Origin of the sequence: Luteimonas huabeiensis HB2 (assembly GCF_000559025.1) — a bacterium.
Taxonomy (GTDB): domain Bacteria; phylum Pseudomonadota; class Gammaproteobacteria; order Xanthomonadales; family Xanthomonadaceae; genus Luteimonas; species Luteimonas huabeiensis.
On sequence record NZ_JAAN01000021.1, the window covers coordinates 32,404 to 59,401 of the forward strand.

The window sequence follows — 26,998 nt, forward strand, 5'->3', positions numbered from 1 at the left end:
TCAGCCGATCAGGTGCGGGATGCGGTGGAACAGCGTCACCGTATAGTCCACCAGGTAGCTCAGCAGGAACGCCCCCAGCGCGAACAGCGCCGCGGTCAGCGCCGCCGCCTTGGCCACGAAGGCGATGGTCGGCTCGTTGATCTGCGTCGCCGCCTGCAGCACGCCCACCACCACGCCCACCACCAGCACCGTCACCAGCAGCGGCCCACCCACCCACAGCGCGACCTCCAGGCCGCGGCGCAGTTCGGTGAGGGCGAGTTCGGGGGGCATGGGGTCAGGGAGCCGGGACTAGAGGTCAGAGGTCAGAGGTCAGGGGTCAGGGGGAAAAGCAGGACGCATCGAGGCCGAAGCAGTTGCCGCTTTTCCCTGGCCTCTGGCCCCTGGTCTCTGGCCCCTGACCCTGGCCCCCGCTCAATTGAAACTCGCCGCCAGCGTGCCCACCGTCAGCACCCAGCCGTCGACGAGGACGAACAGCAGGATCTTGAAGGGGGCGGAGACCAGCATCGGGGAGAGCATCATCATGCCCATCGACATCAGCACGCTGGCCACCACGAGGTCGATGATGATGAAGGGGATGAAGATCAGGAAGCCGATCTCGAAGGCGGTCTTGAGTTCGCTGGTGACGAAGGAGGCAACCAGGACCTGGAACGGGACCTCGTCGGGGCCGGCGTAGGCGCCGTGCCCGGCCAGGCCGGCGAAGGTCATCAGGTCGGTCTCGCGCACCTGCGCCAGCATGAAGGCGCGCAGCGGCGCGGTGCCGAGGTCCCAGGCGCTGCGGAAGTCGAGCGTGCCGTCGAGCCAGGGCCCGAAGCCGGCGCGCCAGGCCGCTTCCCACACCGGCGTCATCACCAGCGCGGTGAGGAACAGCGCCAGGCCGACCAGCACCTGGTTCGACGGCGTCTGCCCGGTGCCCAGCGCCTGCCGCAGCAGCGCCAGCACCACGATGATGCGGGTGAACGCGGTCAGCACCAGCAGCATCGACGGGATCAGGGTGATCGCCGTCATCAGCAGCAGGGTCTGCAGCGGCAGGCTCACCGGCGCCTCGCCGATCCGGCCGACGGTGACGTCGGGCAGCGCCGGCAGCTGCGGCGCGGCGAGCGCCAGCATCGGCATCGACAGGCACAGCGCGGCGACGAGCACCGCGAGCCGGCGGGAACGGGCGGTCACCTCAGCGGTCCTTGCGCAGTCGCTGCGCGAGCAGTTGCTTGAAGTCGGGCAGCCGCTGCAGCGAGGGCAGTTGCGCCGGCGGCGCTTCGGGCAGCGGCCGCGGCAGGCGGTGCAGGGTGCGCACCCCATTGGCGCCGATGCCCAGCAGCAGCTGTTCGTCGCCAACCTGCACCACCGCCGCGCGCTCCTTGGCGCCCAGCGGGATGCTCGCGACCACGCGCAGGCCGTCGGCCTGGCGGAAGCCGCCGCCGGGCAGGCGCTTGAGCAGCCAGGCCAGGCCCAGGATCAGCCCGAGCACCAGCACCAGGGCGAAGAAGGCGCCGCCCAGTCCCGGCGCCTGCGGGGCGTGGGCGCCGATCGCCGGCGCGGGACGCACGGTCTCCGCGCGCACCGGCGCGGGCGGCGGCGTCGCGACGGCGGCGGCGGCGGCCTCGACGGCGCCCGCCGTGGGCAGGGCATGCAGGGCGCTGGCGAGGATCAACGCAGTCTCCGGATCCGTTCGCTGGGGCTGACCACGTCGGTCAGGCGCACGCCGAAGCGATCGTTGATGACCACCACCTCGCCGTGCGCGATCAGGGTGCCGTTGACGTAGACGTCGAGCGGCTCGCCGGCGCCGCGTTCCAGCTCGATCACCGAGCCGCGGTTGAGCTGCAGCAGGTTGCGGATCGGCATGCGGGTGCGGCCGACTTCCAGCGACAGCGCCACCGGCACGTCGAGGATGACGTCGAGGTTGAGGTCCTGGGCGTCGGCGGGCGTCTCCGCGCGCAGGTCGTCGAAGCGGGCCGGGGCGGCCTCGGGGGCGTCTTGGGGCGTCATGCGGGCGGGTCCTGGGGCTCGGGGCGGCGCGGCGCGCTGGTGCCGGGCGGATGGGTGGCGGTGATCTTGACGACGTTGGCGCCGTTGGCGGTGCCGAAGCGGCCGCTGAAGACCGGGATGTCCTCGACGCAGACCGGCACTTCCTCGGGCAGGTCGATGGGCAGGATGTCGCCCACCTTCAGCCGGGTGAGCTGGCGCAGATCGATGCGGCGCTGCGCGAGCACGCTCGACACCACGACCTCGGCGCTCATCAGCTGCTCGCGCAGGCTGGCGTTCCAGGACTCGTCGCGGTCCACGCGGTCGCTCTGGATGCCGGCGTCGAGCAGCTCGCGGATCGGCTCGAGCATGGAGTAGGGCAGGGTCACGTGGATCTCGCCGCCGCCGCCTTCCAGCTCGACGTGGAAGCGGCTGACCACCACGTACTCGCGCGGGGTGACGATGTTGGCGAAGTGCGGGTTGATCTCGGAGTTGAGGTATTCGCACTCGATGTCGAGCACCGGCGCCCAGGCTTCGGCCAGATCGGCGAAGGTCTGCCGGAGCATCAGCTGGATCACCCGCATCTCGGTGGGGGTGAACTCGCGGCCCTCGATGCGGGTGGGGTAGCGGCCGTCGCCGCCGAAGAAGTTGTCCACCACCGCGAACACCAGCTTCGGCTCGAACACGATCAGGCCGGTGCCGCGCAGCGGCTTGACGCGGATCAGGTTGAGGTTGGTGGGCACGTAGAGCTGGTGCAGGTAGTCGCCGAACTTGACCAGATCGATGCCGCGCACCGAGAGGTCGGCGGAGCGGCGGATCAGGTTGAACAGGCCGATCCGCCACAGCCGCACGAAACGCTCGTTGACCATCTCCAGCGTCGGCATGCGGCCGCGGATGATGCGGTCCTGGCTGGCGAAGTCGTAGGCGCGCGCCTCGCCGGGCGCGGGGCCGGGCTCGGTATCGACCGCGCCGGAATCCACCCCGTGCAGCAGCGCGTCGATCTCGTCCTGGGACAGCAGGTCCTGGCTCATCGCGCGCGCCTCACTGGGTGACGAAGCTGGTGAACAGCAGGTCCTCGGCGCCGGGCCCGCCGGTCTCGGCGCGCATCAGCGCCTGCACCTCGGCCAGCGCCTCGGCCCGCAGCCGTTCCTTGCCGGCGCGGTCGGCGATGCCGGCGTAGGTCTGCTGCGCGAACAGCATCAGCAACCGCGCGCGCAGCGCCGGCTCGTGGCGGCGCAACTGCTCCACCGCGAGCGGATCGCGGCTGAGCAACTGCACCTCCACCTGCAGGTAGCGCGGGCCGGCGGGCGTCTCGTCGAGGTTGACCACGAACGGCGGCGCCATCGGCACGTATTGCGCGGGCGCCGGCAGCGACGAGGCCGGCGCCTGCGGGCGGACGAGGACGAACCATGCCGCGGCGGCGGCCGCGGCGAGTACGGCGACGAGGGCCAGCAGCAGCGGGAGGCGGCGGCGCGGTGCGCGCGCAGGTTTCGAGCGGGCGTCGTCGGCGGCGGGCAAGGGGGCTCTACCTTCTGGAAGCTGCCCGTTGCGATGCAACGGGCGTGCCATGCGGGCGCGGGGCGGGCGAGGCGGCGATCGCGGGTGCGTGCGCGTTGGCGTCCCCGTCGCCCGCCGACGCCGCGCCGGGAACGCGTCGCGCAGGCAGCGGGCGCGCGGCGACCGGCGAGGTGGCGCCGGAAAGCCGTCGCCGCCGGGCGCGCCGGTTTCCCGGCGTCAGGCGTAGGCGTCGAGCAGGCCGCGACGCGGCGCGCGCGCGCCGGCGGGCGCGGTCGCCGACGCGATGTCGGCGGCGCCGGCAGCGTCGTGCCGCGCGGGCGCGTCGGCGTCGGCCATCGGCCCGTCGCGCTGCGCGCCCTGGCCGCCGACGTCGGCGTGCGCCAGCACGAAGCCCTGCTCGCCGAGCAGTTCGCGCAGCCGCGGCAGCTGCTGTTCCAGCGCCTGCCGCACCTCGGGCTGGGCGGCGACGAAGTCGGCCGAGAGCCGGTCGCCGTCCAGGCGCAGGCGGACCTCCACCGGGCCCAGGTCCTGCGGCGAGACGCGGATGCGGGCATGGCCGATGCCGCGCTCGGCCGCCCAGTGCAATTGCGCGCCGACGCGTTCGCCGAAGTCGTCGGCGCCGACTTCGGCCGGCGGCAGCGGCGCTGCGGGCGGCGCCGCTGCCTCGCGCGGCGCGACGGGCGCGGGCAGCGAAGGCAACGCGAACGACGGCGGCTCGGCGTCGCCCGTGTCGGCCGGCGGCGCGGCCTCGGCGGCGGGCGCGGCGAGGTCCGGTTCCGGTTCCGCGACCGCCGCCGCTGCCGCGGGCATGGCGAGGGCGCCCGCGGTCGGCAGAGCGCCCGCGGCGGGCGCGCCGGGGGGCGCCGCCGGCCTCGGCGCGGGAACGACAGGGGCCTCGCCGCCGGGCGGCGCGGCGGCGGCGGCGGGCGGTTCGGCCAGCCCCAGCGCGGCGAGTCCTGGCGGCGGCCACTGCGGCTGCGCCGGCGCCGTGGGCGCGATCGCGGCGCCGTAGGGGGCCTCGGGTGCGGTCTCGTCGGGCGTGGCCTGCTCCGGTGCCGGCCGTTGCGCCGGCGCCGCGTCGCCGCCTTCGCCCTCGCCGGCCGGCGCGGCGGGCTGCCGCCGCGCGAGCGCGCGGGCGAAGCCGTCGTCGGCGGCGGCGGGCGCCCGCGCGCCGCGCGGCGCCGGGGACGCGCCGGCGGCGGTCGGCATCGCCGGCACCACCGGCGTCATGGGCCGGCGCCCTCGGCGGCCTGCGCGGCCAGCCGGGCGCGCCGCGCGCCCAGGTCGTCCAGCTCGCGCTGCGAGCGGCGCTCGTCGACCTGGCGCTCCTGCGCGCGGTAGCTGGCGGCCAGCTGTTCCAGCACCTGCTTGTCGCGGCTGGCCAGCAGCAGCCGGCCGCGCTCGACCTCGACCGTCTGCCGGCTGTGGTCCACGGTGCGGCTCTGCTGCTCGACCGCGCTCTGCAGCCGATCGAGGAAGGCGCGGCGGTTGGCCAGCTGCGCCGGGCTGGTGGCGGCGAGCTGGCTCTGCGCGTAGTCCTCGGCGTAGCGGCGCAGCTCCTCCAGCCGCGCCTCGTGCTGGGCCAGCGTGCGCTGGCGCTCGGCGAGCGCGCGCGCGATCGCGTCCTGGTGGTCCTGGGCGCGGTTCAACAGCGGATCGATGCGGCGGGACGAGGTCATGCGGCGGGTTCCTCCGGGTGCAGCAGGCGTTCGAGCGCCCGACGGCTGTGGTCCAGGTCGGCGGCATGGGCGATGTCCTGGCCCAGGAAGCCGACGATCCCGGGCCAGCGCGCCAGCGCCTCGTCGACGACCGGATCGCCGCCGCGCTGGTAGGCGCCGATGGCGATCAGGTCGCGGTTGGCGTTATAGGCCGCGACCAGGCGCTTGAGCGCGCGGATGCGCTCGCGCCAGGCCGCGTCGGCGATCTCGGTGACCACGCGGCTGACCGAGGATTCGACGTCGATGGCCGGGTACAGCCCGGCGTCGGCGATCCGTCGCGACAGCAGGATGTGGCCGTCGAGGATCGCGCGCGCGGCGTCGGCGATCGGGTCCTGCGGATCGTCGCCCTCGGTGAGCACGGTGTAGAACGCGGTGATCGAGCCGCGGCCCTTGGCGCCGTTGCCGGCGCGCTCGACCAGCGCCGGCAATTTGGCGAACACGCTCGGCGGGTAGCCGCGGGTGGTCGGCGGCTCGCCGACCGACAGGCCGATCTCGCGCTGGGCCTGGGCGAAGCGGGTCAGCGAGTCCATCAGCAGCAGCACGTTGAGGCCCTGGTCGCGGAACCACTCGGCGATGGCGGTGGCGCGGTAGGCGCCGTGCAGGCGCGCCAGCGGCGGCCGGTCGGCCGGCGCGGCGACCACCACCGCGCGCTTCAGGCCGTCCTCGCCCAGGGTGGTCTCGACGAAGTCGCGCACCTCGCGGCCGCGCTCGCCGATCAGGCCGACCACGATCACGTCGGCGGCGGTGAAGCGGGTCATCATGCCCAGCAGCGTCGACTTGCCGACGCCGGAGCCGGCGAACAGGCCCACGCGCTGGCCGCGGCCGATCGGCAGCAACGCGTTGATCGCGCGCACGCCCACGTCCAGCGGCTGGGTGATCGGCTCGCGCGCGAGCGGGTTGATCGCCGTGCCGGCCATGCCGACGCTGCCCTCGGCGCGCACCGTGCCCTTGCCGTCGAGCGGGATGCCGTCGCTGTCGATCACGCGGCCGAGCAGGCCCTCGCCGACCTCGACGCCGCCGCGGCGGCGCACCGGCACCACCCGCGCGTTCGGCAGCAGGCCGTGCAGCTCGGCGCTGGGCATCAGCGAGGTGCGCTCGCCGGCGAAGCCGACGACCTCGGCCTCGACCCAGCCGCCGTCGGCGACTTCCACCTTGCAGGTGGCGCCCATCGGCGCCTCGCAGCCGACCGCTTCCAGGGTCAGCCCGACCGCGCGGCGCAGGATGCCCTCGCGGATCAGCCCGCGGCCGGCGGAGGGGTCGGGGCCGGTGGCGTCCAGCCGCGCGGCCAGGCGCAGGTTGCGCGCGGCCAGCCAGTCGGCGGGATCGGCCGCGGGCAGGGCGGCGGCGCGCGCGCCGGCCTGGGCGGGCGCGGCGCTCATGCGCCGGCCCCGGCGCGGCGCAGCACGGTCTCGATCGCGCCGCGCAGGCGCGCATCGAGGCTGCCGTCGATGCGCACGCTCTCGGCGTGCACGCGCAGGTCGCCGCGCGCCAGCGCCGGGTCCGGCGACAGCCGCGCGGCCTCGGGCAGCGACAAGAGCGGCGCCAGCGCGGCGATGTCGTCCGGGTGCAGCCGCACCTCGACCTCGCGCGCCGCGCCGCCCACCGCCTCGACGGCCTCGGCGACCAGCTCGGCCAGCAGGCCGGGATCGGCCTCGTAGGCGCGGCCGACCAGGCCGCCGGCGATGCGCGCGGCCAGCTCGCCCAGCGCGGCGACCACTTCGTTCTCCAGCCGCGCCAGCGGCCGCGAGAAGTTGTCCAGGATGCCCTCGATCTGCGCGGTCAGCCGGCGGATCTCGGCCTGGCCCTGGGCCAGGCCCTCGGCATGCCCGCGCGCCAGGCCCTCGGCCAGTCCTTCCTCGCGCGCCTGCTCGCGGATGCGCTCGATCTCCTGCAGCGAGGGCGGGCGCGGCGGCGCGACCGGCGCGGGTTCGGCCGGCGGCGGCGCGTCCAGGGCCGGCGCGCGCCAGCGCACCGCGTTCATACCAGTTCCTCGGCGGCGCCGCCGCCCAGCGCGATCGCGCCCTCGTCGGCCAGCCGCCGCACGATGCCCAGGATCTCCTTCTGCGCCGCCTCCACGTCGGACAGCCGCACCGGCCCGCGCGCCTCCATGTCCTCGAGCAGGATCTCGGCGGCGCGCTGCGACATGTTGCGGGTGATCTTCTCGCGCACGCGCACGTCGGCGCCGCGCAGGGCGACGCCGAGGCGCTCGCCGGAGACCTCGCGCAGCAGCGTCTGCAAGGCGCGGTCGTCCAGCTCGACCAGGTCGTCGAACACGAACATCAGGTCCTGGATGCGCTGGCCGAGCGGCTCATCGATCTTGCGGATCGCCCCCAGCAGGCTCTGGTCCTGGCCGGAGTCCATGAAGTTGAGGATGTTGGCGGCCACCTTGACCCCGCCCACCGCCGAGGACTTCAGGTTCTGGTTGCCGGCGAACTGGCGCTCCATGATCTCGTTGAGTTCGTTGAGCGCGTTGGGCGGGATGCCGTCGAGGGTGGCGATGCGCAGCAGCACGTCGGCGCGCGCGCGCTCGGGCAGCAGCTTCAGGGTGTCGGCGGCCTGGTCGGGGTCCAGGTGCGAGAGCACGATGGCGATGATCTGCGGGTGCTCGTGGCGGACCAGGTCGGCCACCGCGCGCGGGTCCATCCACTTGAGCGTGTCCAGGCCGGTGGTGTTGCGGCCGAGCAGGATGCGGTCGATCAGGCTGCCGGCCTTGTCCGCGCCAAGCGCCTGCACCAGCACCGCGCGGATGTAGTCGTCGGCGCCCACGCCCAGCGAGGTCTGCCGCTCCAGCGCGGCGTGGAATTCCTCCATCACCCCCAGCAGCTGCTCGCGGCTGACCGCGCCCACGGTGGCCATCGCCAGCCCGAGCTTCTGCACTTCCTTCGCGGCCATGTGCTTGAGCACCTCGGCCGCGTCGGCCTCGCCCAGCGACAGCAGCAGCACCGCCGCACGCTGCACCCCGGTGAGGCCGTCACCGCTAGACGGCTGCTTCATCGCCCAACCACCCCTTGACCACCTGCGCCACGCGCTTGGAATCCGTCTTCACCGCCTCGCGGGCCTGCCGCACGCGGTCCTCGTAGGCGTCCGAGGCCAGCGCGATCGGCGCGGGGCCGGGCCCCGCGGCGGAGATCCGCGCGGTGTCCTCGGCCAGCGCCGGCAGCGCGCCGTCGTCGTCGCCGGGCGCCGACAGCTGCGCCTGCGCGGCGTCGTCGCGGCGGCGCGGCATCGGCCCGGCGATCTGTCGCACCGCCGGGCGCACCACGCCGAACAGCAGCGCCAGCACCACCGCCGCGCCCAGCAGCAGGCGGGCGATGTCGTGCAGCAGCGGCCGTTCCCACCAGGCCGGCCCGGCGGGCTCGCCGGCGTCCTCGCGCACGAACGGCGCGTTCATCACCGAGACCACGTCGCCGCGCGCGGCATCGAAGCCCACCGCCTGCCGCACCAGCGCCTCGATGCGCTGCAGTTCGGCGTCGGTCAGCGGCTGCAACGACGCGGCGCCGTCGGCGCCCGCGCGCGGCACGTGGTCCACCAGCACCGCCGCGGTGACCCGGCGGATGCGGCCCGGCGGCTGCCGCACGTGCTGCAGGGTGCGGTCGAGCTCGTAGTTGCGGGTGGCGCTGCGCGAGGTGTCGCCCGGCGCGCTGGCGGCCGCGGCCACCGCCGCCTCCACGCCCGGGTCGTCGACGGTCTCGGGCAGGTTGCTGGTGGCGCCGGGAATGCCCTGCGGGCCGCCGTCGCGGGTGGCGGTCTCGCTGACCTGCTCGCTGCGCAGCTTCGGCGGATCGGCGGCGTACAGCTCGCGCGCCTCCTCGCTGACCGAGAAGTCCATGTCCACGGTCACCTCGGCATTGACCCGGCCGGGGCCGGTCATCGGTTCCAGCAGCTCGCGGATGCGCTGGTTGAACGAGGTCTCCTGCCGGCGCACCTGCTCGAACTGCAGCGCGCTCAGCGCCGCGGCCGGGTCCTGGCCGTCGTTGCTGAGCAGGCGGCCGTTCTGGTCGACCACGGTGACCCGTTCCGGCGCCAGGTCGGGAATGCTGGAGGCGACCAGGTGCACGATGGCGTCCACCTGGCCGCGCTCGAGCGCGGCGCCGCCGCGCAGTTCCAGCACCACCGAGGCGCTGGCCGCCTCGCGCTGGCGGGTGAAGGCCGAGGGCTTCGGGATCGCCAGGTGCACGCGCGCGTCGCGCACCGGGCGCAGCGCGGCGATGGTGCGTACCAGCTCGGTCTCCAGCGCGTGCTGGTAGCGCGCATTCTCCACGAACTGGCTCACCCCGAAGCCGGGATCGCGTTCCATCAGCTCGAAGCCCAGGCGGCCGGACTCGGTCAGGCCGGAGCCGGCCAGCTTCAGCCGCGCGTCGTGGACGTGCGCTTCCGGCACCGAGATCGCGCCGGTGGCGCGGTCGATCTCGAACGGGATCTGCGCCGCGCGCAGCAGGTCGGTGGCCTCGGCGGTGGCCTTGGCGTCGAGCCCGGCGTAGAGCGGCACGTAGCCCGGCTTCTGCGACCAGAAGAACACGATCAGCCCGATCGCGATCGCCGCGGCCAGCAGCAGCATCTTCCCCAGCCGCCGCGCCAGTTGCATCTTCTCCAGGCGGTCGAGCACCTCGACCGCCTTGTCGCCGGCTTGGCCCGCCTTGAGCGCGCCCTTGGAAAGCGAAATCGCCACGTGGTGTCCTCGGTCGGGGCCGCGATCAGAGCGGCATGTTCATGACGTCCTGGTAGGCCTGGACGAGCCGGTTGCGGACCTCGACGGTGGCGCGGAAGGCGACCTGGGAGTGCTGCGCGGCCACCATCACCTTGGCCAGGTCCGCGCCCGGCTCGCCCAGCTCGAACGCGCGCACCAGCTCGCCGGTGCGGTGCTGGGCGGCGTTCACGCCCTCCAGCGCGTTGCGCAGGGTGGCGCCGAAGCTGGGCGTCGCCGCGCCGGCGACGCTTCCCGGCGCGCCGATCGCGCCCGGCGACGGAATCGCGTCGCTGCGCGGCGCGTCGGCGGCCACCGCCGGCCGCGGCACGCCCATCTGGCTCTGGTAGCTGCGGATCTGCGAGAGGATCGAATCGACCGAATGGCTCATGCGAAACGTCGGCGTGCACGGGACGAACCGACCGATGCAAGGCGCGTGCCGGGGGGCAGGGGCCAGAGGCCAGGGGTCAGGGGTCAGGGGTCAGGGGGAGCAGGGCTTCGATCGTGCCTTCAGGCTTTCGCTGACCCCTGGCCCCTGGCCTCTGGCCTCTGGCCCCCGGCCCTCACGCCCCCGCCAGTTCGCGCTCGATGCCGTACTTGCGCAGCTTTTCCGCCAGCGTGGTGCGGCGCAGGCCCAGCAGTTGCGCGGCGTGCGCGACCACGCCGCCGGTGCGCGCCAGCGCCTCGCGGATCAGCCGCAGTTCGATCCCGGCGATGTGGTCGCGCAGGTCCAGGCCGTCCTCGGGCAAGGCCGCGGTGGCGGCGTCGGCCGCATCCGCGCGCGGTGCGGGCGCCTGAGCGGTCGTCGCGGCGACGCCGGCGGGCGCGGCCGCCAGGTGCTCGCGGTAGCGCTGCGGCAGGTCGGCCGCGCGCACCAGGCCGCCGGGGTTGAGCACCGCCAGGCGCTCGACCAGGTTGCTCAGCTCGCGCACGTTGCCCGGCCAGGCGTAGCCGGCCAGCGCGTCCAGCGCGTCGGCGGCGAAGCGGATCTCGCCGCGGCCGCTGCGCGCCAGCTGCGCGGCGATGGTGCGCACCAGCTCGGGCAGGTCCTCGCGCCGCTCGCGCAGCGACGGCATCTCGATCGGGAACACGTTGAGGCGGTAGAACAGGTCCTCGCGGAACTGGCCCTCGCCGATGCGCGCCTCCAGGTCGCGGTGGGTCGCGGCGATCACCCGCACGTCGCACTCGATCGAGCGGTTGCCGCCCACGCGCTCGAAGCAGCGCTCCTGCAGCACGCGCAGCAGCTTGACCTGCATCGGCAGGCTCATGTCGCCGATCTCGTCGAGCAGCAGGGTGCCGCCCTCGGCCATCTCGAAGCGGCCCTTGCGCGCGGTCAGCGCGCCGGTGAAGGCGCCCTTCTCGTGGCCGAACAGCTCGCTCTCCAGCAGTTCCGCCGGGATCGCGCCGCAGTTGATCGCCACGAACGGGCCGTCGCGGCGCGGCGAGCGCTCGTGGATGGCGCGCGCGGCGACCTCCTTGCCGCTGCCGGACTCGCCCAGCACCAGCACGGTGGTGTCGAACGGCGCCACCTGCTCGATCATCCGCCGCAGCCGCTGCACCGCCGCGCTGGCGCCGGTGGGGCCGCGGCCGGCGCCGGACTGCGCGTCGGCATCGATCCGGCGCAGGCTGGCCATGCGCAGCAGGTTCTCCAGCTGGGCGTGGCGCAGCGGGGACTCCAGCGGCCACACCCCGGCCGGGTGCAGGCCGTGCGCCGCGGCGAAGGCCGCCGGTTCCTGGTCGAGCACCAGCACCGGCGGCGGCAGCCCGGCCTGCGCCAGCCAGCCGAAGAAGGCGCGCGCGGGCGCGGCCTCGCCGAGCTCGCCGACCAGGACGGCCATCCAGTCGCTGGGCCGGTGCCGCGCCAGCGCCACCTCGGCGGCGTCGGCCACCCAGCGCGGGCGCAGGTCCATGAACTCCAGCAGCGTGCACAGGCGCTCGGCGCGGCCGCCATCGCTGTCGATGACGAGGATGCGGGGTTCGCTCATGAGGGGTCTCCGGTGGCGTCGCCGGCGTCGTGCAGCCCTTCGAGGATCTGCATGACCTCCTGGACGTAGGACAGCTTGCTGACGAAGTTGTCGGCGCCGGCGCGGGTGGCGTGCTCGCGATGCTCGGCGTCGTCGAAATGGCTGGCGATGACGATGTAGGGCGGATCGTCCTGGGCCTTGATGAGCCGGGCGGCCTGCAGGCCGCCCATCTCCGGCATGGCCAGGTCCATCAGCACCACCCGCGGCCGCAGCGCCTCGGAGCGCTCGATGGCCTCCAGGCCGTTGCCGGCGGTGCCGACCACCCGCAGCCACGGCACCTTGCGGAAGTGGCGCAGCGCGGCGTTGATGAAGCCTTCGTGGTCGTCGACGAGCAGGACGGTGATGGTGTCCATCCGGGTTCCTCAGCCCGCGCGGGCCAGCAGGGAAGGGGGGCACCCGCCGCGGCCGCGCGCGCGCGCCGGGGCGATGCCCAGCTGCTCGCGGTACTTGGCCACGGTGCGGCGCGCGATGCGCACCCCCTGGCGGGCGAGCAGCGCGGCGATCGCCTCGTCGGCCAGCGGCCGCTGCGCAGGCTCGGCCTCGATCAGGCGCCGCACCATCGCCCGCACCGCGGCGCCCGACACGCTCGCGCCTTCCAGCCGCACCGCGAAGAAGCGCTTCATCTCGATGGTACCGCGCGGGGTCTGCAGGTACTTGCCGGTGGTGATGCGCGAGACCGTGGATTCGTGCATGCCGATGGCGTCGGCGATCTCCTTGAGGGTCAGCGGCGCCATCGCCTCCTCGCCGCGTTCCAGGAACGCAGCCTGGCGCTCGACGATCGCGCGCGCGGTGCGCAGCAGGGTGTCGTAGCGCATCGACAGCGCGCGCGCGAACCAGCGCGCCTCGTGCAGCAGTTCGCGCATCGCCGCGCCGCCGGACTCGCCCACCGCGCGCTCGTAGCCGGCGTGCAGCGCCACCCGCGGCGCCGCCGCCGGGTTCAGCGCCACCTGCCAGCCGCCATCGATGCGCCTGACCACGGCGTCGGGCACCACCGCCGCGGCCGTCTCGGGCGCGCCGGCCTCGCCCGGGCGCGGGTCCAGCGACAGGATCAGCCGCACCGCCTCGCGCACGTCGGCTTCGTCGCGCCCCAGCCTGGCGGCGATCGCGGCCAGGTCGTGCGCGGCCAGCGGCGCCAGCGCCTCGGCCAGGATGCGCGCCGCCAGGCGCCGGCCCGGCACGCGGCCGGGCAGGGCGGCCAGCTGCGCCAGCAGGCACTCGCGCAGATCGCGCGCGGCCACGCCCGCGGGATCGCCGTGCAGCAGCCGCTGGCGCACCGCCTCCACCCGCGCCGCGGCGCGGTCGAAGCGGGCGCAGGCGCGCAGCGTCAGCGCCTCCAGCGGCGCGGTCAGGTAGCCGGCGTCGTCGCAGTGCTCCAGCCAGAATGCCGCGATCTCCAACTCGTCGGCGGCCAAGCTGGTCGCCAGCCGCTGCAGGATGCGCAGCTGCGGATCGGTCGACTCGCCCGCGGCGATGCGCTGCAGCCCGTCGTCGGCGCCCTCGGACCACCCGCCCGCCGGCACGTCCCACATCGACGGCTCCGGCAGCTCGTCGAACGCCGCCGTCTCGACCACGGCCCGCGCCGGCTCCGCCTCGGCGGGCGCGGCGACCTCCTCGGCCTCCAGCTCCAGCAACGGGTTGTGCTCGAGCGTGCGCCGGATTTCCAGCTCCAGCTGCAGACCGTCGAGCTGCAGCAGCCGGATCGACTGCAGCAACTGCGGCGTCATCTGCAGCGCCTGCCCCAGCTGCATCGAGGCGGTGGCGGTGGTCTTCATCGCGATGGTCCCCCCGCGCCGGCAAGGCGGCGCGCTGGGCGACATCGTGCGCGGGCCGCGACGGAAAGGGTATCGGGGGGATTCCGGTCAGGGCCGGGGCGGTCCCGACGGATGTCGGGGAATTCCCGACATCGCGGCTGTCGCTCGGCGTCGGTCGATCGGCGCGCCGGAAGCGGCGGCGCGCATCCGGCCGCTAAGTCGGCACCTGCCGATGCCGGGCGGCGAGCAGCAGCAGGTCGGTGGCGCGGCGGCAGCCGAGCGCTTCCATCATCCGCGCGCGATGGGTCTCGACGGTCTTGACGCTGATGCCGAGCTCGGCGGCGATCTCCTTGTTGCTCAGGCCGCCGCCGATCATGCCGAGAATCTGCCGCTGCCGCGGCGACAGCGCGTCGATGCCGACGGGTTTCTCGCGGCCGAGCATCGGCGCCATCATCCGCGACGACAGCCGCGGGCTGAGGAAGGTCTGGCCGGCGGCGGCGGTGCGCAGGGCGAGTTCCAGTTCCAGCGGCGCGGCGTCCTTGACGATGAAGCCGGCGGCGCCGCGCTCCAGCGCGCCGCGCACGTGCTGGGCGTCGTCGTACATCGACATCATCAGCACGCGGGTGGCGGGCAGTTCGGCCAGGATCGCGGTCATCGCCTCCAGGCCGCTGCGGCCGGGCAGGGAGAGATCCATCAGCACCAGGTCGGGGCGGTGGATCAGGCTCAGGTCGAGCGCTTCGTCGGCGCGGCTGGCTTCGCCGCACACGTCCACGCCCTCGAAGCCCTGCAGCAGCCGGCTGAGGCCGGCCCGCACGAGGGTATGGTCGTCGACGATCAGCACGCGCACGGGGATCGCTTCTTCTCCGGGCCTGGTGGGCGCGGGTCCTGGAGCGGACCCGGCCACGAAGCATAAGCCAAGCCCGCGATCACCGCCGGCGCTGTTCGGCCACCTGGCGGCGGTGCAGGCGGAACAGGTGCCGTTCCATCGCCTCGGCGAGGTCGGCGCGCAGGGCGTCGAAGGCGATCCACACCCGCGTCGCGCCGTCGCGATCCTCGCGCGCGATCGCAGAGGCGGGCAGCTCGACGAGATCGGGCAGCCAGTCGGCGGGCTGCAGGCGCAGCCGCACCGGATCGCCCGGCGACGGCGCCGTGGCGGTGTCCAGCTCCAGGCGCAGGCCGCGCGCGGACCAGCGCAGCGCGCGCTCGGGCAGGCCGTCGGCCTGCCGCGCCAGGCGACCCAGCAGGGCCAGGATCAGGTCGAGCTTGGCGTCCATGCGCTGCGCCAGCAGCGGCAGCTCGCCGTGCTCGTCGCCGGGTTCGTCCTTGCGCAGATCCTCCACCTGCGCGAGCGCGCCCAGCAGGGCGGCGGCCTGCCCCTGGCGGTCCGGGCCGGCGGCGGGCAGCAGCGCGGCCGGCAGCACCAGCTCGCAGCTCAGCACGCCGTCGAACAGGCGTCGTTCGGCCTGCGCCGGCGCGGTCCCGGTCACGGTGCGGTCCCGGCGGAGGCGTAGGCGCGCTGCGCGCAGCGCGCCTGCCGGTCCTGGCGCAGCGCGTCGGCGGCGCGCTGGCGGCGCGCGCGCAGGTCGGCGACCACCGCGTTCTGCAGCCGCAGCAGCTCGCGCAGGCCGTCCAGCGGCGCCTGCGTCCCGGCCTGCTCGACGTAGCGGCGCAGGGCGAGGTCGTAGTCGGCCAGGATCCGGTCGGCGCGCTCCAGGTCGTCGCGGCCCACGGCCTCGCCGAGCGCCGCGAGGCCGGCGTGCAGGGCCTGCAGGCCGGGCGCGCTCATGCCGGCGCGCCCGCGGCGCGGCCGCCGCGCTGGTCGGGCGCGATCGCGTTCCAGGCCTGCGAGATCTCGCCCAAGAGCGCCAGCGATTCGCCCAGCGCTTCGCCGTCGTTGTGCAGGTTGGCCTCGGTCAGGCGGCGCACCACGTAGTCGTACAGCGCCGACAGGTTGGCGGCGATCTCGCCGCCGGCTTCGTGGTCGAGCGAGCCGTCGAGATGGCCGACGATCGCGCAGGCCTCGCCGATGGCCTTGCCCTTGCGGGCGTGGTCGCCGCGGGCGAGGCAGGCTTCGGCCAGGCGGATGCGCTCGCAGGCGCCGCCCAGCAGCAGGGCGACCAGGCGGTGCGGATCGGCGTCCATCACCGCGCCGTCGAGCTGGGTCTGGCGGTACTGCTGGGCGTAGGCACGGGGCATCATGGGGCGGCTCCTGGCGGTCAGCCCGTCTGCGCGGCCAGCGCCGCGAGCTGTTGCGAGAGGTAGTTGCTGGTGGTGGTCATCCGCGCCATCAGCGAGTCCAGCGCGACGAATTGCGCGCGGTAGCGTTCGGCCACGCTCTGCATGCGGGTGTCGAGGGCTTCGCGCTGGCGGGCCACGGCCTCGATCTGGTCGTTGAGACCCTGGTTGCGCAGGGTGAACGCGCCGTCGGTGCCGATGTAGCCTTTCACCGCCTCGTTGAGCGTGGCCGCCACGCCGTCCGGGCCGGTGAAGGCGGCGGCGATCTGGCCGGCGTTGGCGGCCATCGCGGCGTCGAACTTGGCGGCGTCGAGCACCAGGCTGCCGTCGGCGCTGGGATAGCCCTGCGTCTGCAGGCCCAGGGTCTTGGCGTCCAGGCCCTGCGCGGCCAGCCCGCTCAGCAGCTCGCCCATCACGTTGCGCAGTTGGGAGGCGGCGCCGCGCATCTGCGCGTCGCCGGTCAGCGCCGACGGGGTCTGCGTCTCGGCGTTGTAGGCGGTCGCGGTGGAGATCGCCTTCAGTGCCGCGTTGTAGGCCTTGACGAAGGATTCCACCGCCGCCCGGCTGCCGGCCGGGTCGGTGGCGACCTCGACGGTGCTGGTGCCGGGCTGCTTGAGCTTCAGCGACAGGCCGGGCACCGCGTCGGTCACGGTGTTGCTGGCCGAGGTGGTCAGCAGGCCGTCGATCACGATCCGGGCGTCGGCCGCGGGCGACTGCTCCTGCAGGCCGTCGACGAGCCACTGCAGGTCGGCGCCGCCCTCGACCAGCTGCAGGCCGAGGGCGTACTCGGTGCCGGTCTTGGTAGCGCCCAGGCTGAGGTGATGGCCGGCGTCGGAGGTCAGCAGCGCGGCTTGCACGCCGTAGCGGCCGGCAGCATCGGTGATCGCGCTGCGCACGTCGGCGAGGGTGGCATCGGCGGCGATCTCGACGTCCACGCTTTCCTCGCCGATGGTCAGCCGCAGCGTGCCGGCGCCGAAGCGGGTGTCCGGGGCCACGCCGGCGCCCTGCAGCTTGTGCGCGGTGGCCAGCTGCAGCACCTCCACCGTGTAGCGGCCCACCGGGGTATTGCGGCCGGCGCTGGCGCCGAGCACGTCGTCGGCGCCGGCGGCGCTGCCCGGGGAACTGGAGGTGGCGGTGCGCGCGCCGAGCGCGTCGGCCTTCTGCAGCGCATCGAGCGCCGATTTCAGGCTGGAGAACGCGGCGCCGACGCTGGCCAGGCCCGAGAGCTTGAACTTGGCCGCCGATTCCAGCTTGTTCAGCCGCGACTCCTGCGGCGCGCGCTCGGCCGCCACCAGCTGGTTGACCATGGTGCTGATGTCTAGCCCGGAGCCGACGCCGCCGTAGCCGAAGGAATAGTCCGCCATGCCTGTCTCCATGCCCCGGGGCCGGCCGGAGCGCTTCGCGCCGCGCAGCGGCGGCCACTGCAGATAGCGGCGTCTCGCCGCGGTTCTTGAGGCATGCAAGCGGCATGCCGGCGATACGGCGGCGCGCGCTCGCGCCGGGCGCCGCGGTTTTGCGCGGACGACGGCAAGCCACGGCCGGCATCGCGCCTCGCTGGCCGGGAACCCGCCGCGCGCGCAAAGCGAAACCCCCGACCGAAGCCGGGGGTTCGCGTGGTCGCGTGCGCCCGCGGGCGCGGCGAAGGGATCAGCGCAGCAGGCTCAGCACGTTCTGCGGGATCTGGTTGGCCTGCGCCAGCATCGCGGTGCCGGCCTGCTGCAGGATCTGCGTGCGCGACAGCTCCGCGGTCTCCTTGGCGAAGTCGGTGTCCATGATGCGGCTGCGCGAGGCCGACAGGTTCTCCGAGCTGGTCTGCAGGTTGGCGACCACCGAGCTGAAGCGGTTCTGCACCGCGCCCAGGTCGGCGCGCGCCGAGTTGACCGCGCCCAGGGCGGCGTCCATGGCCAGGATCATGCGGTCGGCGGCCTCGGTGGTGAGCACGGTCTCAGCGGCGAAGCCGGTGACCGCCTCGCCGGGCGTGGTCTCGGCGCTGACCAGGGCGGCGGCGACGGCGGCGCCGTCGGCGATCTCGATGTCGGCGTTGGAGACGATGGTCAGGGTGCCGTCGGCGGTGGAGGCGCTGACGCCCTGGACGCCGGCGAAGGCGCTCTGGATCTGCGCCAGGCGGGCTTCACGCGCCGCGTCCGCGGTCGCGGCGTCCGCGACCGCGGCCAGCGTCAGCTCGGTGCCGTTGACGGTGATGGTGGCTTCCGCGTAGCCGAAGCCCGCGTCGACGTCGCCGGTCGGCGCCGCGAGGTCGGCGGCGGTCAGCGCGATCCGGGCGGGCTCGGTCGGCGCGGTCCATTGGCCGAGATTGGCGGTGTTGGCGTTGGTGATGCCATCGACGGTGATCGTCTGGCCCTGGTTGGCGCCGACCTGGAACACCGCGCCGGAGAAGCTGCCGTCGAGCAGGTTGGTGCCGTTGAACTGGGTCTGCTCGGCGACGCGCTGGATCTCGGCCTTGAGCTGCTCGACCTCGGCGTTGAGCGCCTGGCGGTCGGAGGCGGAGTTGGTGGCGTTGCGCGACTGCACCGCCAGTTCGCGGATGCGCTGCAGGTTGTTGCCGATCTCGCCCAGCGCGCCCTCGGCGGTCTGCGCCAGCGAGATGCCGTCGTTGGCGTTGCGCGCGGCCTGGTTCATGCCGCGGATCTGGGTGCTGAAGCGCTCGGAGATCGCCAGGCCGGCGGCATCGTCCTTGGCGCTGTTGATGCGCAGGCCCGAGGACAGGCGCTGGATCGTGGTGGACAGGCTGGCGCTGTTGGTGGCCAGGTTGCGCTGCGCGTTCAGCGCGATGGTGTTGGTGTTGATGACGGACATGACGCGGGTCTCCTTGGGTGGGAATCCGGCACGGGTACAGGGCCTGGCCGGGGGGCTCCGCAGGGGGATGCCGTGGATGCGGCCCTGTCCTCTGCTGTAGGGGTTAACGGCGCCCGGGGACCGACCTTTAGCGGGGATGGCGCGCGCGTCAGGCGTGGCCGCGACCGGCCGCCGTGCCGGCCGCCAGGGCGAATCAAGTCGCCCCGTGGCGCGGAGGCGACGTCGTCTTCCGCAGGTTCTTCCGCGAGCGGAACCGTGTCGTTCCTTCTCTCGCAAGCGGGTGCATCTCGTCCCTTCTCCCGCAAGCGGGGCCATGTCGTCCCTTCTCCCGCAAGCGGGGGCATGTTGCTCCTTCTCCCGCAAGCGTTGCGGGGGAAGGGAAAACAAGATGCTCCCCCGCTCGCGGGGGAAGGAAAAAACACGATGCCCCCCCGCTTGCGGGGCAAGGGAAAAACAGGATGCGCGTAGGCCCGCTCGCGGCGGGCGCGCGGGGCTGTCGGTCAGCGGATCAGCTTGAACAGCGACAGCTGCTGCATCTGCATGAAGCTCAGCTGCGCGGCTTCGAGCGCGGTCTTTTCCAGGGTGAAACGCGAATAGGCTTCGACCATGTCGAGATCGCGCATGCCCGACAGCGTGCTTTCCAGGGTCAGCGTCTGCGCGTCGCGCAGGGCGTCGGTGGTGTCGATCAGCGCCAGCTGCGCGCCGCCGCTGGCGCGCGCGTCGATGAAGTGGCCCTGCGCGGTGCCGATGTCGCGCAATGCGGTCTGCAGCGCGTTCTGCTGCGCGGCGCGCTCGGCGTCGCTGGTCGGTTGGCTTTCGAGGGCCGCGATCAGGCCGTCGAGGGTGGCGAACACGTCGCGGGTGCCGGCCGGGCCGATCGAGAACGCGTCGCCCTCCGCCGGCTCGCCCTGCACGACCAGTTGCAGCCCGGCGAACGCGATCGTTTCGCCGGCGACGTACTCGCCGCTGGCCACGGTCTGGCCGGCGGCGTCCTCGACGCGGTAGGCGGCGTCGGCCTCGAACACCACGCGATAGCGGCCGCCGTCCCAGGCGGAGGCGTCGGCCAGTTGCGAGCGGGCCAGCACGCCGGTGCCGGCGTTGCCGGCCTCGGCGGCGGCGTCGATGCGGCCGTCGCCGGTGCGCACGCGCAGGAACACCTCGCTGCCGGGCAGGGCGTCGGCGACGAACATCTGCGGGCCGATCTCCACCCGGCGCTGGGTCTGGTCGCCGTTGTAGACCACGCCGCCGGCGGCCGCGGCGAAGGGCGCGCGGTCGTCGGCGGTGCCGCCGAACAGGTAGCGGCCGCTGCCGTCGCTGCCGTTGGCCAGGTCGAGCAGGGCGTCGCGCAGGCTCGCGATCTCCGCGGCGATGGTCTTGCGGTCTGCCGCGGAGGCGCCGGCGCTGTTGGCCTGCACGGTCAGTTCGGAGACCCGCGCCAGTACCTTGCCGGCCTGCTCCAGCGCGTTCTCCTGCAGGCCGAGCCGGTTGAGCACGGTGTCGGCGTTGGCGCCGAAGCGCTCCAGCTCGGCCAGCGCGCGGTCCAGGCCGACCGCGGCGCCGGCGGCCACCGGATCGTCCTTGGCGGTGAGCAGCTTCTGCCCGGTCGCCAGCTGCTGCTGAAGATGCGCCAGCCGCGCCTGCTTGGCCTGCAGGCTGGCGATCGACTGGCTGTAGAGCATGCTGGTGGAAATGCGCTCGCTCATCGGCGCACGGCTCCGAGGACGGTCTGGAACAGGGTGTCGGCGGTGGAGATGATCTGCGCCGCGGCCTGGTAGGCCTGCTGCAGGCGGAGCATGTTGGCCGCCTCCTCGTCGAGGTTGACGCCGGAGACCGAGTCGCGCGCGGACTGCGCCTGGGCGTGCAGCGCGGCCTGCGCCTCGGCGGCGTAGCCGGCATGGCGCGCGGCGGAGCCGACGCGGGTGGTCAGGCCGGAGATCGCGCCGTTGAGGCTGAGGTGGCCGCCGTCGAGCACGCGCGCATCGTCGATCCCGGCGAGCAGCGCGGCGTTGCCGTTGTCGCTGGAGCCCGCGCCGGTGGGCCGGATCTCGAAGCGGTCGCCGGCCGCCGGAACGCCGTCGAGCACGAACGACCAGCCGTTGGCGGCGATGACCTCGCCCGGGGCGTAGGGGTAGGGGCCTTCGCCGTCGATGGTGTAGTGGTCGGCGTCGATGAACTCGATCGTCGCCGGCGTGCGCAGCGCGGGATGCGAGGCGTCGATCGCGCGCACGGCACCGGCGATGCCGGTGCCGAGGTTGTCGAGCGCGGCCTGCGCGCGGACCGGGGCGGCCGCGGCGATGCGCGCCGGGTCCGAGATCGCCACCGCCAGCCCGCCGGCGGCCTGCGCGGTCGGCTGCAGCAGGAAGCGATCGCCCTCGGCGGGCGCGCCCGACACCACCAGTTCGACGCCGCCCACGCGCAACGGATCCGCGGCGGTGCCGCTGCCGGTCAGCGGCACGGGCTCGCCGGTGTCCGCGCGTGCGGCGGTCCAGGCGCCGTCGCGCCACTGCAGCAGCAGGTCGCGGCCGTCGAGCGCGCCGGGGTCGCCGATCGTCGCGCCGAGCGCGGCGTCGCCGGCGTTGCCGGCGTGGGCGGCCACGTGCGGGGCCGGGATGGAGAAGAAGGCGCCACCCGGCTGGCCGTACTGGTCCACGCCGGCGGCGTGCCCGGCGTTGAAGCGGCTGGCCAGCCCCACCGCGATGCGGCCCAGCTCGGCCTGGGTGGGGTCGAGCACCTGGCTGCGGAACTCCAGCAGGCCGCCCAGGCGGCCGCCGATCGCGCGCTCGTCCAGGCGCACGCTCTGGCCCTGCGATTCCAGCGCCAGCTGCACGCGGCCCGGGCGGTAGGGATCGGCCACGGTGCCCAGGCGGGACGGTTGGGTGCCGACCACCAGCGCCTGGCCGCCGGCGGTGAACACGTTGACCGCGCCGCCGTCCTGCGGGTGCGCGCTGCCGCCGGTGTAGCCGACCAGTTCGGCGATCAGGCGCTCGCGGCGGTCGAGCAGGTCCGGCGCGGCGTCGGCGGCGCTGCCGATGCGGCCGTTGAGCCGCGCGATTTCCTCGGCCAGGCGGTTGATCTCCTCCGCGCCGGCCGCGAGCCCGGCGTCCACCTCGGCCGACATCGCATCGAACTGGCCCTGCAACTGCTGGAAGCGGGTCGCCAGCGCGTTGGCCTGGCCGAGCACGTTCTGGCGTTCGGCCGGCGCCGCGGCGTTGGCCGACAGCGCGCTGACCGCGTCGAAGAAGCCCGACCACAGGCCGGCCACGCCGGTGGCGCCGTCGGACATCAGCTTGTCGACGCGGTTGGACAGGCTGGACAACTGCTGCAGGCGCGCGAGCTCGCCGCCGCTGTCGATCAGGCGCGCGTTCGCCAGCTCGTCGACCACGCGGTGGATGCCGCCGACGCGGGTGCCGCCGCCGATGTAGCCCACGCCCACGTAGGCGGGATTGCGGGTCTCCATCTCGACGCGCTGACGGCTGTAGCCGGCGGTCTCGATGTTGGCCACGTTGTGGCTGACCGTGGACAGGGCGCGCTGGAAGGCGAGCAGGGCGCTGGTGCCGGTGGACAGGGCGTCGGGCATGGCGGTCTCTAGCGGGTGAGGGCGCGGGCGGCGGCGCCGGCGGTGCGGACCGCGTCGCGTGCGATGTGGACGGCGTCGCCCGCGCCGGCGGCCACGCGGTCGATCGCCGACAGCGCGCGCGCGAGCGTCGGGCCCTGGGCGATCGCGCTGATCTTGTCGGCGTAGCGCGGATCGGTGGCGTAGCCGGCGCGCTGCAGCGCGCCGGCGAAGCGGCGCACGTCGCCGCCGGATTCCAGCGCCTGGCGGTAGCGCGGGTTCTGCTTCAGCAGCCGCACGTAGTCGGCGAAGCTTTCGGCCGGCGAGGCGTAGGCGCGGAACTCGGCGCGCTCGCTGCGGCGCGCGCCGTCGACGTACTCGTGGGTGGTGGCGGTGGCGCGCTCGCCCTGCCAGCCGGCGGCCTTGATCCCGAACAGGTTGTGCGCGCTGTCGCCGTCGCCGCGCTGGATGCTGCGCCGGCCCCAGCCGGTCTCCAGCGCGGCTTGCGCGACCAGCGCCCGCGCGTCCACGCCCAGCTCGCGGGCGGCGGCCTGGGCGTGCGACCAGATCGAGGCGACGAAGCGCTCCGGCGAACGCGGGGCGAAGCCCTCGGCGGCGGCGCGGGCGGCCGATTCCAGCGCCGCCGGCACCGCGGCGACCGCGTCCGCGGCGGCCTCGACCGCCGGCTGCGCGCGCGCGAGCAGGCGATCGACCAGCCCGTCGAGCGGCGAGCGCGCCGGCTCGGCGGGCGCGTCGTCGGCCCTTGGCGGGCGGCCGGCGATCAGGTCGAGCAGGCGCGCCCCCTCCGCGGGCGCGGCCGCCGGCGCCGGATCGCCGGGCGCGCCGGCGCCCAGCGCGGTGTCGAGCGGCGGCGGCGCCTGCGTCGCGCCGCCGAGCTGGCGGGCGATCGTCGCCGCCAGGCCCAGCCCGCGGCCCTCGGTCAGCGACTTCGCCAGGCGCTGGTCGTAGAGGTCGCGGTAGAGGGTGTTCTCGCCGGGGAACAGCGCATCGCCGAAGCTGGCGTCGCGCATGCTCTTGACCAGCATCCGCGCGAACACGCCCTCGAACTCGCGCGCGGCCGCGTCGATCCGCGCCGCGTCCGGGCGCGGCGCGCTCTCCAGCCCGATCGGCGCGGCGGCGATGCGCATCAGATCACCTCCAGCTCCGCGCGCAGCGCGCCGGCCTGCTTGAGCGCTTCCAGGATCGCGATCAGGTCGCCCGGCGCGGCCCCGACCGCATTGACCGCGCGCACGATCTCGTCCAGCGAGGTGCCGCCGGCGAAGCGGAACATGCGGCTGCCGTCCTGGTCGATGGCCACGTCCGAGCGCGGCGCGACCACGGTGGCGCCGCGGCCGAAGGGCGCGGGCTGGCTGACGTCCATGCTCTCGGTGATGGTCACGCTGAGCGAGCCGTGGGCGATCGCCGCCGGCAGCACCTTGACCTGCGCGCCCATGACCACGGTGCCGGTGCGCGAGTTGACGATGACCTTGGCCGGCGCCGCGCCCGGGGTCAGCTCGACGTTCTCGAGCTGGGCCAGGAAGCCGATCCGCGCGGCCGGGTCGTAGGGCGCGCGCACGGCCACGGTGACGCCGTCCACGGCGCGCGCGGTGCCGGCGCCGAAGCGGGCGTCGAGCGCGGCGACCATGCGCGAGACGGTGGTGAAGTCGGCGCGGTTGAGGTTGAGCGTCAGCTCGCCGTCGCCGCCGAAGCCGCCGCCGACCTCGCGCTCGACGGTCGCGCCGTTGGGAATGCGGCCGACGCTGGGCACGTTGACCGAGACCCGCGAGCCGTCGCGGCCCTGCGCGCCGAAGCCGCCGACCACCAGGCTGCCCTGGGCGATCGCGTAGACCTGGCCGTCGGCGCCCTTGAGCGGCGCCATCAGCAGGGTGCCGCCGCGCAGCGACACCGCGTTGGCGATCGAGGACACGGTGACGTCGATGGTCTGCCCAGGTTTCGCGAACGGCGGCAGCTCGGCGTGGATGGCCACCGCGGCCACGTTCTTGAGCTGCGGGTTGACGTTCGGCGGCACCGTCACGCCGAGCTCGTTGAGCATGTTGCGCAGGCTCTGCACGGTGAACGGCGACTGGCTGGTGCGGTCGCCGCTGCCGTCCAGGCCGACCACCAGCCCGTAGCCGACCAGCGCGTTGCCGCGCACGCCGCCGACGCTGGCCAGATCCTTGATCCGCTCCTGGGCTTGGAGGGGGAGGGCGAGCAGGAAGAGCAGGGGCCAGAGGCCGGAGGCCAGGGGCCAGGGGAAGCGGGGCTTGCGGCGGACCTCGTCTTTTCCCTGGCCCCTGGCCCCGGGTCCCCGGTCCCTCATCGCGATCTTCATGACGTCCCTGCCCCTCAGTACGGATACAACCGCGAATGGAAGAACCGCGCCAGCCAGCCCATCGCGTTGGACTGGGCGATGGCGCCGCGGCCGCCGTAGACGATGCGCGCCTCCGCGACGCGGTTGGACGACACGCTGTTGTCGGGGCCGATGTCGGACGGGCGCACGATGCCCTGCACCTGCACCAGTTCGTCGCCCTGGTTCAGGCGCAGGTGCTTGCTGCCCTCGACCACCAGGTTGCCGTTGGGCAGGCGCTGCACCACCGTCACCGTCACGCTGCCCTGCACGCGGTTGCTCTGCGTGCTGCGGCCGTTGCCGTCGAAGTCGCGCGCGCCCTGCGCGGAGGCGCCCAGCACTTCGCGGCCGTCGATCGTGACCGGGGCGCCGAACAGGTTCGGCGCGCCGATGTCGATCGAACTCTCCTTGCCGATCCGGGTGCTGGCGTTGGTCTGCGCGGTGGTGTTCTCCACCAGCAGGATGGTCAGCAGGTCGCCGACCTCGCGCGCGCGCTTGTCGCCGAACAGCGACAGGCCGCCGGCGCCGCCCTGGTAGATCGCGCCCTGCGCGGCAGGCGCGGCATGGGCCGCGGCGACCGGCAGCGGCGCCAGCGGCGGGTAGGGGCGCACGTCGCCGGCGGCGACGCAGCCGGCCAGCAGCGCCGGCGCGGCGAGCGCGCAGGCGAAGCGGAGGCGGGAAGCGGAACGGTCCATGCGCGGCCTCAGACGTTGTTGTTGAGATAGCCCAGCATCGCGTCGGTGGTGGAGATCGCCTTGGCGTTCATCTCGTAGGCGCGCTGGGTCTCGATCATGCTGACCAGCTCCTCCACCACGTTGACGTTGCTGCCCTCCAGCGCGCCCTGCTCGATCAGGCCGAGGCCGTTGAGCCCGGGCGTGCCGTTCTGCGCCGGCCCCGAGGCGGTGGTCTCCAAATACAGGTTCTCGCCGCGCGCCTGCAGGCCGGCCGGATTGACGAAGTCGGCGATGGTCAGCGCGCCGATCTCCAGCGCCTGCGCCTCGCCGGCGATCTGCACGGTGACGGTGCCGTCGTTGCCGATGGTCATCGACTGCGCGCCCTCGGGCACCTGGATGCCCGGTTGCACCGGGAAGCCGCTGGCGGTGACCAGCTCGCCCTGCGGGTTGATCTGGAAGCCGCCGTCGCGGGTGTAGGCCGGGGTGCCGTCGGGCAGCAGCACCTCGAAGAAGCCGCGGCCGTTGATCATCACGTCGAGCGCGCGGCCGGTCTGCTGCGGGTTGCCCTGGTTGAAGTCCTTGGCGGTGGACACCACGCGCACGCCGGTGCCGAGCTGCAGGCCGGTGGGTAACTGGGTCTGCGCCGAGCTGGCGCCGCCGGGCTGGCGCACCTGCTGGTACAGCAGATCCTCGAAGTTGGCGCGGTCGCGCTTGAAGCCGGTGGTGTTGGTGTTGGCGAGGTTGTTGGCCACCACCGACATCCGCGTCTGCTGCGCGTCCAAACCGGTCTTGGCGACCCAGAGGGCCTGGTTCATTGCGCGTTCCTCTCAATGCGGGCGCCTCGGCGCCGTCGGATGGAAGGGATGCAAGCGGCGTGCCTGGGCCAGGGGTCAGGGGCCAGGGGCCAGGGGCCAGGGGCCAGGGAAAAGCGCAGGTGCGTTTTTTCCCTGACCTCTGACCTCTGGCCTCTGGTCCCTGGCCCCGTCACATTCAGCCGCCCAGCCGCAGCAGGCTGTTGGCCGCTTGCGCGTTGTCGTCGCCGCGCTGGATCAGCTTCACCTGCATCTCGAACTGCCGCTGCAACTGGATCATCTGCACCAGCGCGCCGGCGGCATCGACGTTGCTGGCTTCCAGCGCGCCGGTGGTCAGGGCGTCGCCGGCAGCCTGCGCCAGCGGCTGCTGCGGCTGGGCGTTGCGCATCAGCCCGTCGGCGCCGCGCGCCAGGCGTTCGGGCGCGGCCTCGACCGTGCGGATGCGGCCGACGATGGCCAGGGTCTGCGGGCCTTCGCCCAGCGGGATCACCGAGACGGTGCCGTCGTGGCCGATTTCCATCGCCTGGTGCGGCGGGATCGCCAGCGGCTGCCCGTCCTCGCCCAGCAGCGGGCGGCCGCCGCCGGCGAGGAGCTGCCCGTTCGGCGTCAGCGACAGGTTGCCGGCGCGGGTGTAGGCATCGCCGCCGTCGGCCGCCTGCACCGCCAGCCAGCGGTCGGGCCGCAGCGAGACGTCGAGCGCGTTGCCGGTCACCCGCTGCGCGCCGACGCGGGCGTCGAAGCCCTGATCGACGTGCATCGCGGCGATGCGCGAAGCGAAGCCTGCGCCCTCGACCGGGAACGAGCGGGCGTTCGCCAGCGCCGCCTTGAAGCCCGCGGTGTCGGCGTTGGCCAGGTTGTGCGCCACCGTCCCCTGCGCCTGCAGCGTGGCGCGGGCGCCGGTCATGG

Annotated in this window: 29 protein-coding genes; all 29 read right to left on the reverse strand. The window is 74.3% G+C overall.

The window, feature by feature from the left end; translation table 11 throughout:
* On the reverse strand, nucleotides 1-270 hold the full coding sequence (locus tag Z164_RS0108505) for a flagellar biosynthetic protein FliQ (protein WP_024890282.1): 270 nt from the start codon (nucleotides 268-270) through the stop codon (nucleotides 1-3).
* Nucleotides 271-411: 141 nt separating this feature from the next.
* Nucleotides 412-1,113 carry a flagellar type III secretion system pore protein FliP gene (fliP, locus tag Z164_RS0108510; protein WP_081770129.1) on the reverse strand — a complete coding sequence of 234 codons (702 nt, stop codon included), beginning with the start codon at nucleotides 1,111-1,113 and terminating at the stop codon, nucleotides 412-414.
* Nucleotides 1,114-1,168: 55 nt separating this feature from the next.
* Complete coding sequence (gene fliO, locus Z164_RS0108515) at nucleotides 1,169-1,558, reverse strand: flagellar biosynthetic protein FliO (protein ID WP_043689657.1); 390 nt, start codon at nucleotides 1,556-1,558, stop codon at nucleotides 1,169-1,171.
* Nucleotides 1,559-1,644: 86 nt separating this feature from the next.
* Complete coding sequence (gene fliN, locus Z164_RS0108520; protein ID WP_024890285.1) at nucleotides 1,645-1,983, reverse strand: flagellar motor switch protein FliN; 339 nt, start codon at nucleotides 1,981-1,983, stop codon at nucleotides 1,645-1,647.
* On the reverse strand, nucleotides 1,980-2,990 hold the full coding sequence (gene fliM, locus Z164_RS0108525; protein ID WP_024890286.1) for a flagellar motor switch protein FliM: 1,011 nt from the start codon (nucleotides 2,988-2,990) through the stop codon (nucleotides 1,980-1,982). The genes fliN and fliM overlap by 4 nt, the downstream gene beginning before the upstream one ends.
* A 10-nt stretch (nucleotides 2,991-3,000) precedes the next feature.
* Nucleotides 3,001-3,477, reverse strand: a complete 477-nt coding sequence (locus Z164_RS0108530; protein ID WP_043689637.1) for a flagellar basal body-associated FliL family protein — start codon at nucleotides 3,475-3,477, stop codon at nucleotides 3,001-3,003.
* Nucleotides 3,478-3,693: 216 nt separating this feature from the next.
* Nucleotides 3,694-4,707: a flagellar hook-length control protein FliK gene (locus tag Z164_RS20240; RefSeq protein ID WP_024890288.1), complete on the reverse strand. Its 1,014-nt coding sequence runs from the start codon at nucleotides 4,705-4,707 to the stop codon at nucleotides 3,694-3,696.
* The gene (fliJ, locus tag Z164_RS0108540; RefSeq protein ID WP_024890289.1) at nucleotides 4,704-5,156 is read right to left on the reverse strand and encodes a flagellar export protein FliJ; all 453 of its coding nucleotides are present in this window, start codon (nucleotides 5,154-5,156) and stop codon (nucleotides 4,704-4,706) included. Before fliJ ends, Z164_RS20240 begins: the two co-directional genes overlap by 4 nt.
* Nucleotides 5,153-6,574: a FliI/YscN family ATPase gene (locus Z164_RS0108545; RefSeq protein ID WP_024890290.1), complete on the reverse strand. Its 1,422-nt coding sequence runs from the start codon at nucleotides 6,572-6,574 to the stop codon at nucleotides 5,153-5,155. Before Z164_RS0108545 ends, fliJ begins: the two co-directional genes overlap by 4 nt.
* On the reverse strand, nucleotides 6,571-7,176 hold the full coding sequence (locus Z164_RS0108550) for a FliH/SctL family protein (RefSeq protein WP_024890291.1): 606 nt from the start codon (nucleotides 7,174-7,176) through the stop codon (nucleotides 6,571-6,573). The genes Z164_RS0108545 and Z164_RS0108550 overlap by 4 nt, the downstream gene beginning before the upstream one ends.
* Nucleotides 7,173-8,189, reverse strand: coding sequence for a flagellar motor switch protein FliG (gene fliG, locus Z164_RS0108555; protein ID WP_024890292.1), 1,017 nt, complete (start codon nucleotides 8,187-8,189; stop codon nucleotides 7,173-7,175). Before fliG ends, Z164_RS0108550 begins: the two co-directional genes overlap by 4 nt.
* Nucleotides 8,173-9,864 carry a flagellar basal-body MS-ring/collar protein FliF gene (gene fliF / locus Z164_RS0108560; RefSeq protein WP_024890293.1) on the reverse strand — a complete coding sequence of 564 codons (1,692 nt, stop codon included), beginning with the start codon at nucleotides 9,862-9,864 and terminating at the stop codon, nucleotides 8,173-8,175. Before fliF ends, fliG begins: the two co-directional genes overlap by 17 nt.
* Nucleotides 9,865-9,889: 25 nt before the next feature.
* A complete protein-coding gene (fliE, locus tag Z164_RS0108565; protein WP_024890294.1) occupies nucleotides 9,890-10,270 on the reverse strand; it encodes a flagellar hook-basal body complex protein FliE in 381 nt (126 codons plus the stop codon).
* A 172-nt stretch (nucleotides 10,271-10,442) separates the two neighbouring features.
* Nucleotides 10,443-11,864: a sigma-54 dependent transcriptional regulator gene (locus Z164_RS0108570; RefSeq protein WP_024890295.1), complete on the reverse strand. Its 1,422-nt coding sequence runs from the start codon at nucleotides 11,862-11,864 to the stop codon at nucleotides 10,443-10,445.
* Nucleotides 11,861-12,256, reverse strand: coding sequence for a response regulator (locus Z164_RS0108575; RefSeq protein WP_024890296.1), 396 nt, complete (start codon nucleotides 12,254-12,256; stop codon nucleotides 11,861-11,863). Before Z164_RS0108575 ends, Z164_RS0108570 begins: the two co-directional genes overlap by 4 nt.
* Nucleotides 12,257-12,265: 9 nt before the next feature.
* Nucleotides 12,266-13,675, reverse strand: a complete 1,410-nt coding sequence (rpoN, locus tag Z164_RS0108580; RefSeq protein WP_024890297.1) for an RNA polymerase factor sigma-54 — start codon at nucleotides 13,673-13,675, stop codon at nucleotides 12,266-12,268.
* Nucleotides 13,676-13,868: 193 nt separating this feature from the next.
* A complete protein-coding gene (locus Z164_RS0108585) occupies nucleotides 13,869-14,501 on the reverse strand; it encodes a response regulator (protein WP_024890298.1) in 633 nt (210 codons plus the stop codon).
* A gap of 79 nt (nucleotides 14,502-14,580) precedes the next feature.
* Entirely contained in the window at nucleotides 14,581-15,141 is a 561-nt protein-coding gene (locus tag Z164_RS0108590; RefSeq protein WP_024890299.1) for a PilZ domain-containing protein, read from the reverse strand.
* Nucleotides 15,138-15,440: a hypothetical protein gene (locus tag Z164_RS0108595; RefSeq protein WP_024890300.1), complete on the reverse strand. Its 303-nt coding sequence runs from the start codon at nucleotides 15,438-15,440 to the stop codon at nucleotides 15,138-15,140. Before Z164_RS0108595 ends, Z164_RS0108590 begins: the two co-directional genes overlap by 4 nt.
* Nucleotides 15,437-15,853: a flagellar export chaperone FliS gene (fliS, locus tag Z164_RS0108600; RefSeq protein ID WP_024890301.1), complete on the reverse strand. Its 417-nt coding sequence runs from the start codon at nucleotides 15,851-15,853 to the stop codon at nucleotides 15,437-15,439. Before fliS ends, Z164_RS0108595 begins: the two co-directional genes overlap by 4 nt.
* Nucleotides 15,854-15,870: 17 nt before the next feature.
* A complete protein-coding gene (gene fliD, locus Z164_RS0108605) occupies nucleotides 15,871-17,253 on the reverse strand; it encodes a flagellar filament capping protein FliD (RefSeq protein WP_024890302.1) in 1,383 nt (460 codons plus the stop codon).
* 283 nt (nucleotides 17,254-17,536) lie between these two features.
* Nucleotides 17,537-18,706 (reverse strand): flagellin, encoded by a 1,170-nt coding sequence (locus tag Z164_RS0108610; protein WP_024890303.1) that lies wholly within the window; start codon nucleotides 18,704-18,706, stop codon nucleotides 17,537-17,539.
* Between the two features lie 500 nt (nucleotides 18,707-19,206).
* The gene (gene flgL, locus Z164_RS0108615; RefSeq protein ID WP_024890304.1) at nucleotides 19,207-20,409 is read right to left on the reverse strand and encodes a flagellar hook-associated protein FlgL; all 1,203 of its coding nucleotides are present in this window, start codon (nucleotides 20,407-20,409) and stop codon (nucleotides 19,207-19,209) included.
* Complete coding sequence (gene flgK, locus Z164_RS0108620) at nucleotides 20,406-22,283, reverse strand: flagellar hook-associated protein FlgK (protein WP_024890305.1); 1,878 nt, start codon at nucleotides 22,281-22,283, stop codon at nucleotides 20,406-20,408. The genes flgL and flgK overlap by 4 nt, the downstream gene beginning before the upstream one ends.
* 8 nt (nucleotides 22,284-22,291) lie before the next feature.
* Nucleotides 22,292-23,407, reverse strand: coding sequence for a flagellar assembly peptidoglycan hydrolase FlgJ (flgJ, locus tag Z164_RS0108625; RefSeq protein ID WP_024890306.1), 1,116 nt, complete (start codon nucleotides 23,405-23,407; stop codon nucleotides 22,292-22,294).
* Nucleotides 23,407-24,579 (reverse strand): flagellar basal body P-ring protein FlgI, encoded by a 1,173-nt coding sequence (locus tag Z164_RS0108630; protein WP_081770130.1) that lies wholly within the window; start codon nucleotides 24,577-24,579, stop codon nucleotides 23,407-23,409. Before Z164_RS0108630 ends, flgJ begins: the two co-directional genes overlap by 1 nt.
* A 26-nt stretch (nucleotides 24,580-24,605) precedes the next feature.
* Nucleotides 24,606-25,301 (reverse strand): flagellar basal body L-ring protein FlgH, encoded by a 696-nt coding sequence (gene flgH, locus Z164_RS0108635; RefSeq protein ID WP_024890308.1) that lies wholly within the window; start codon nucleotides 25,299-25,301, stop codon nucleotides 24,606-24,608.
* An 8-nt stretch (nucleotides 25,302-25,309) separates the two neighbouring features.
* A complete protein-coding gene (gene flgG / locus Z164_RS0108640) occupies nucleotides 25,310-26,095 on the reverse strand; it encodes a flagellar basal-body rod protein FlgG (RefSeq protein WP_024890309.1) in 786 nt (261 codons plus the stop codon).
* Between the two features lie 175 nt (nucleotides 26,096-26,270).
* A complete protein-coding gene (locus Z164_RS0108645; protein WP_024890310.1) occupies nucleotides 26,271-26,996 on the reverse strand; it encodes a flagellar basal body rod protein FlgF in 726 nt (241 codons plus the stop codon).
* Nucleotides 26,997-26,998 lie beyond the last annotated feature (2 nt).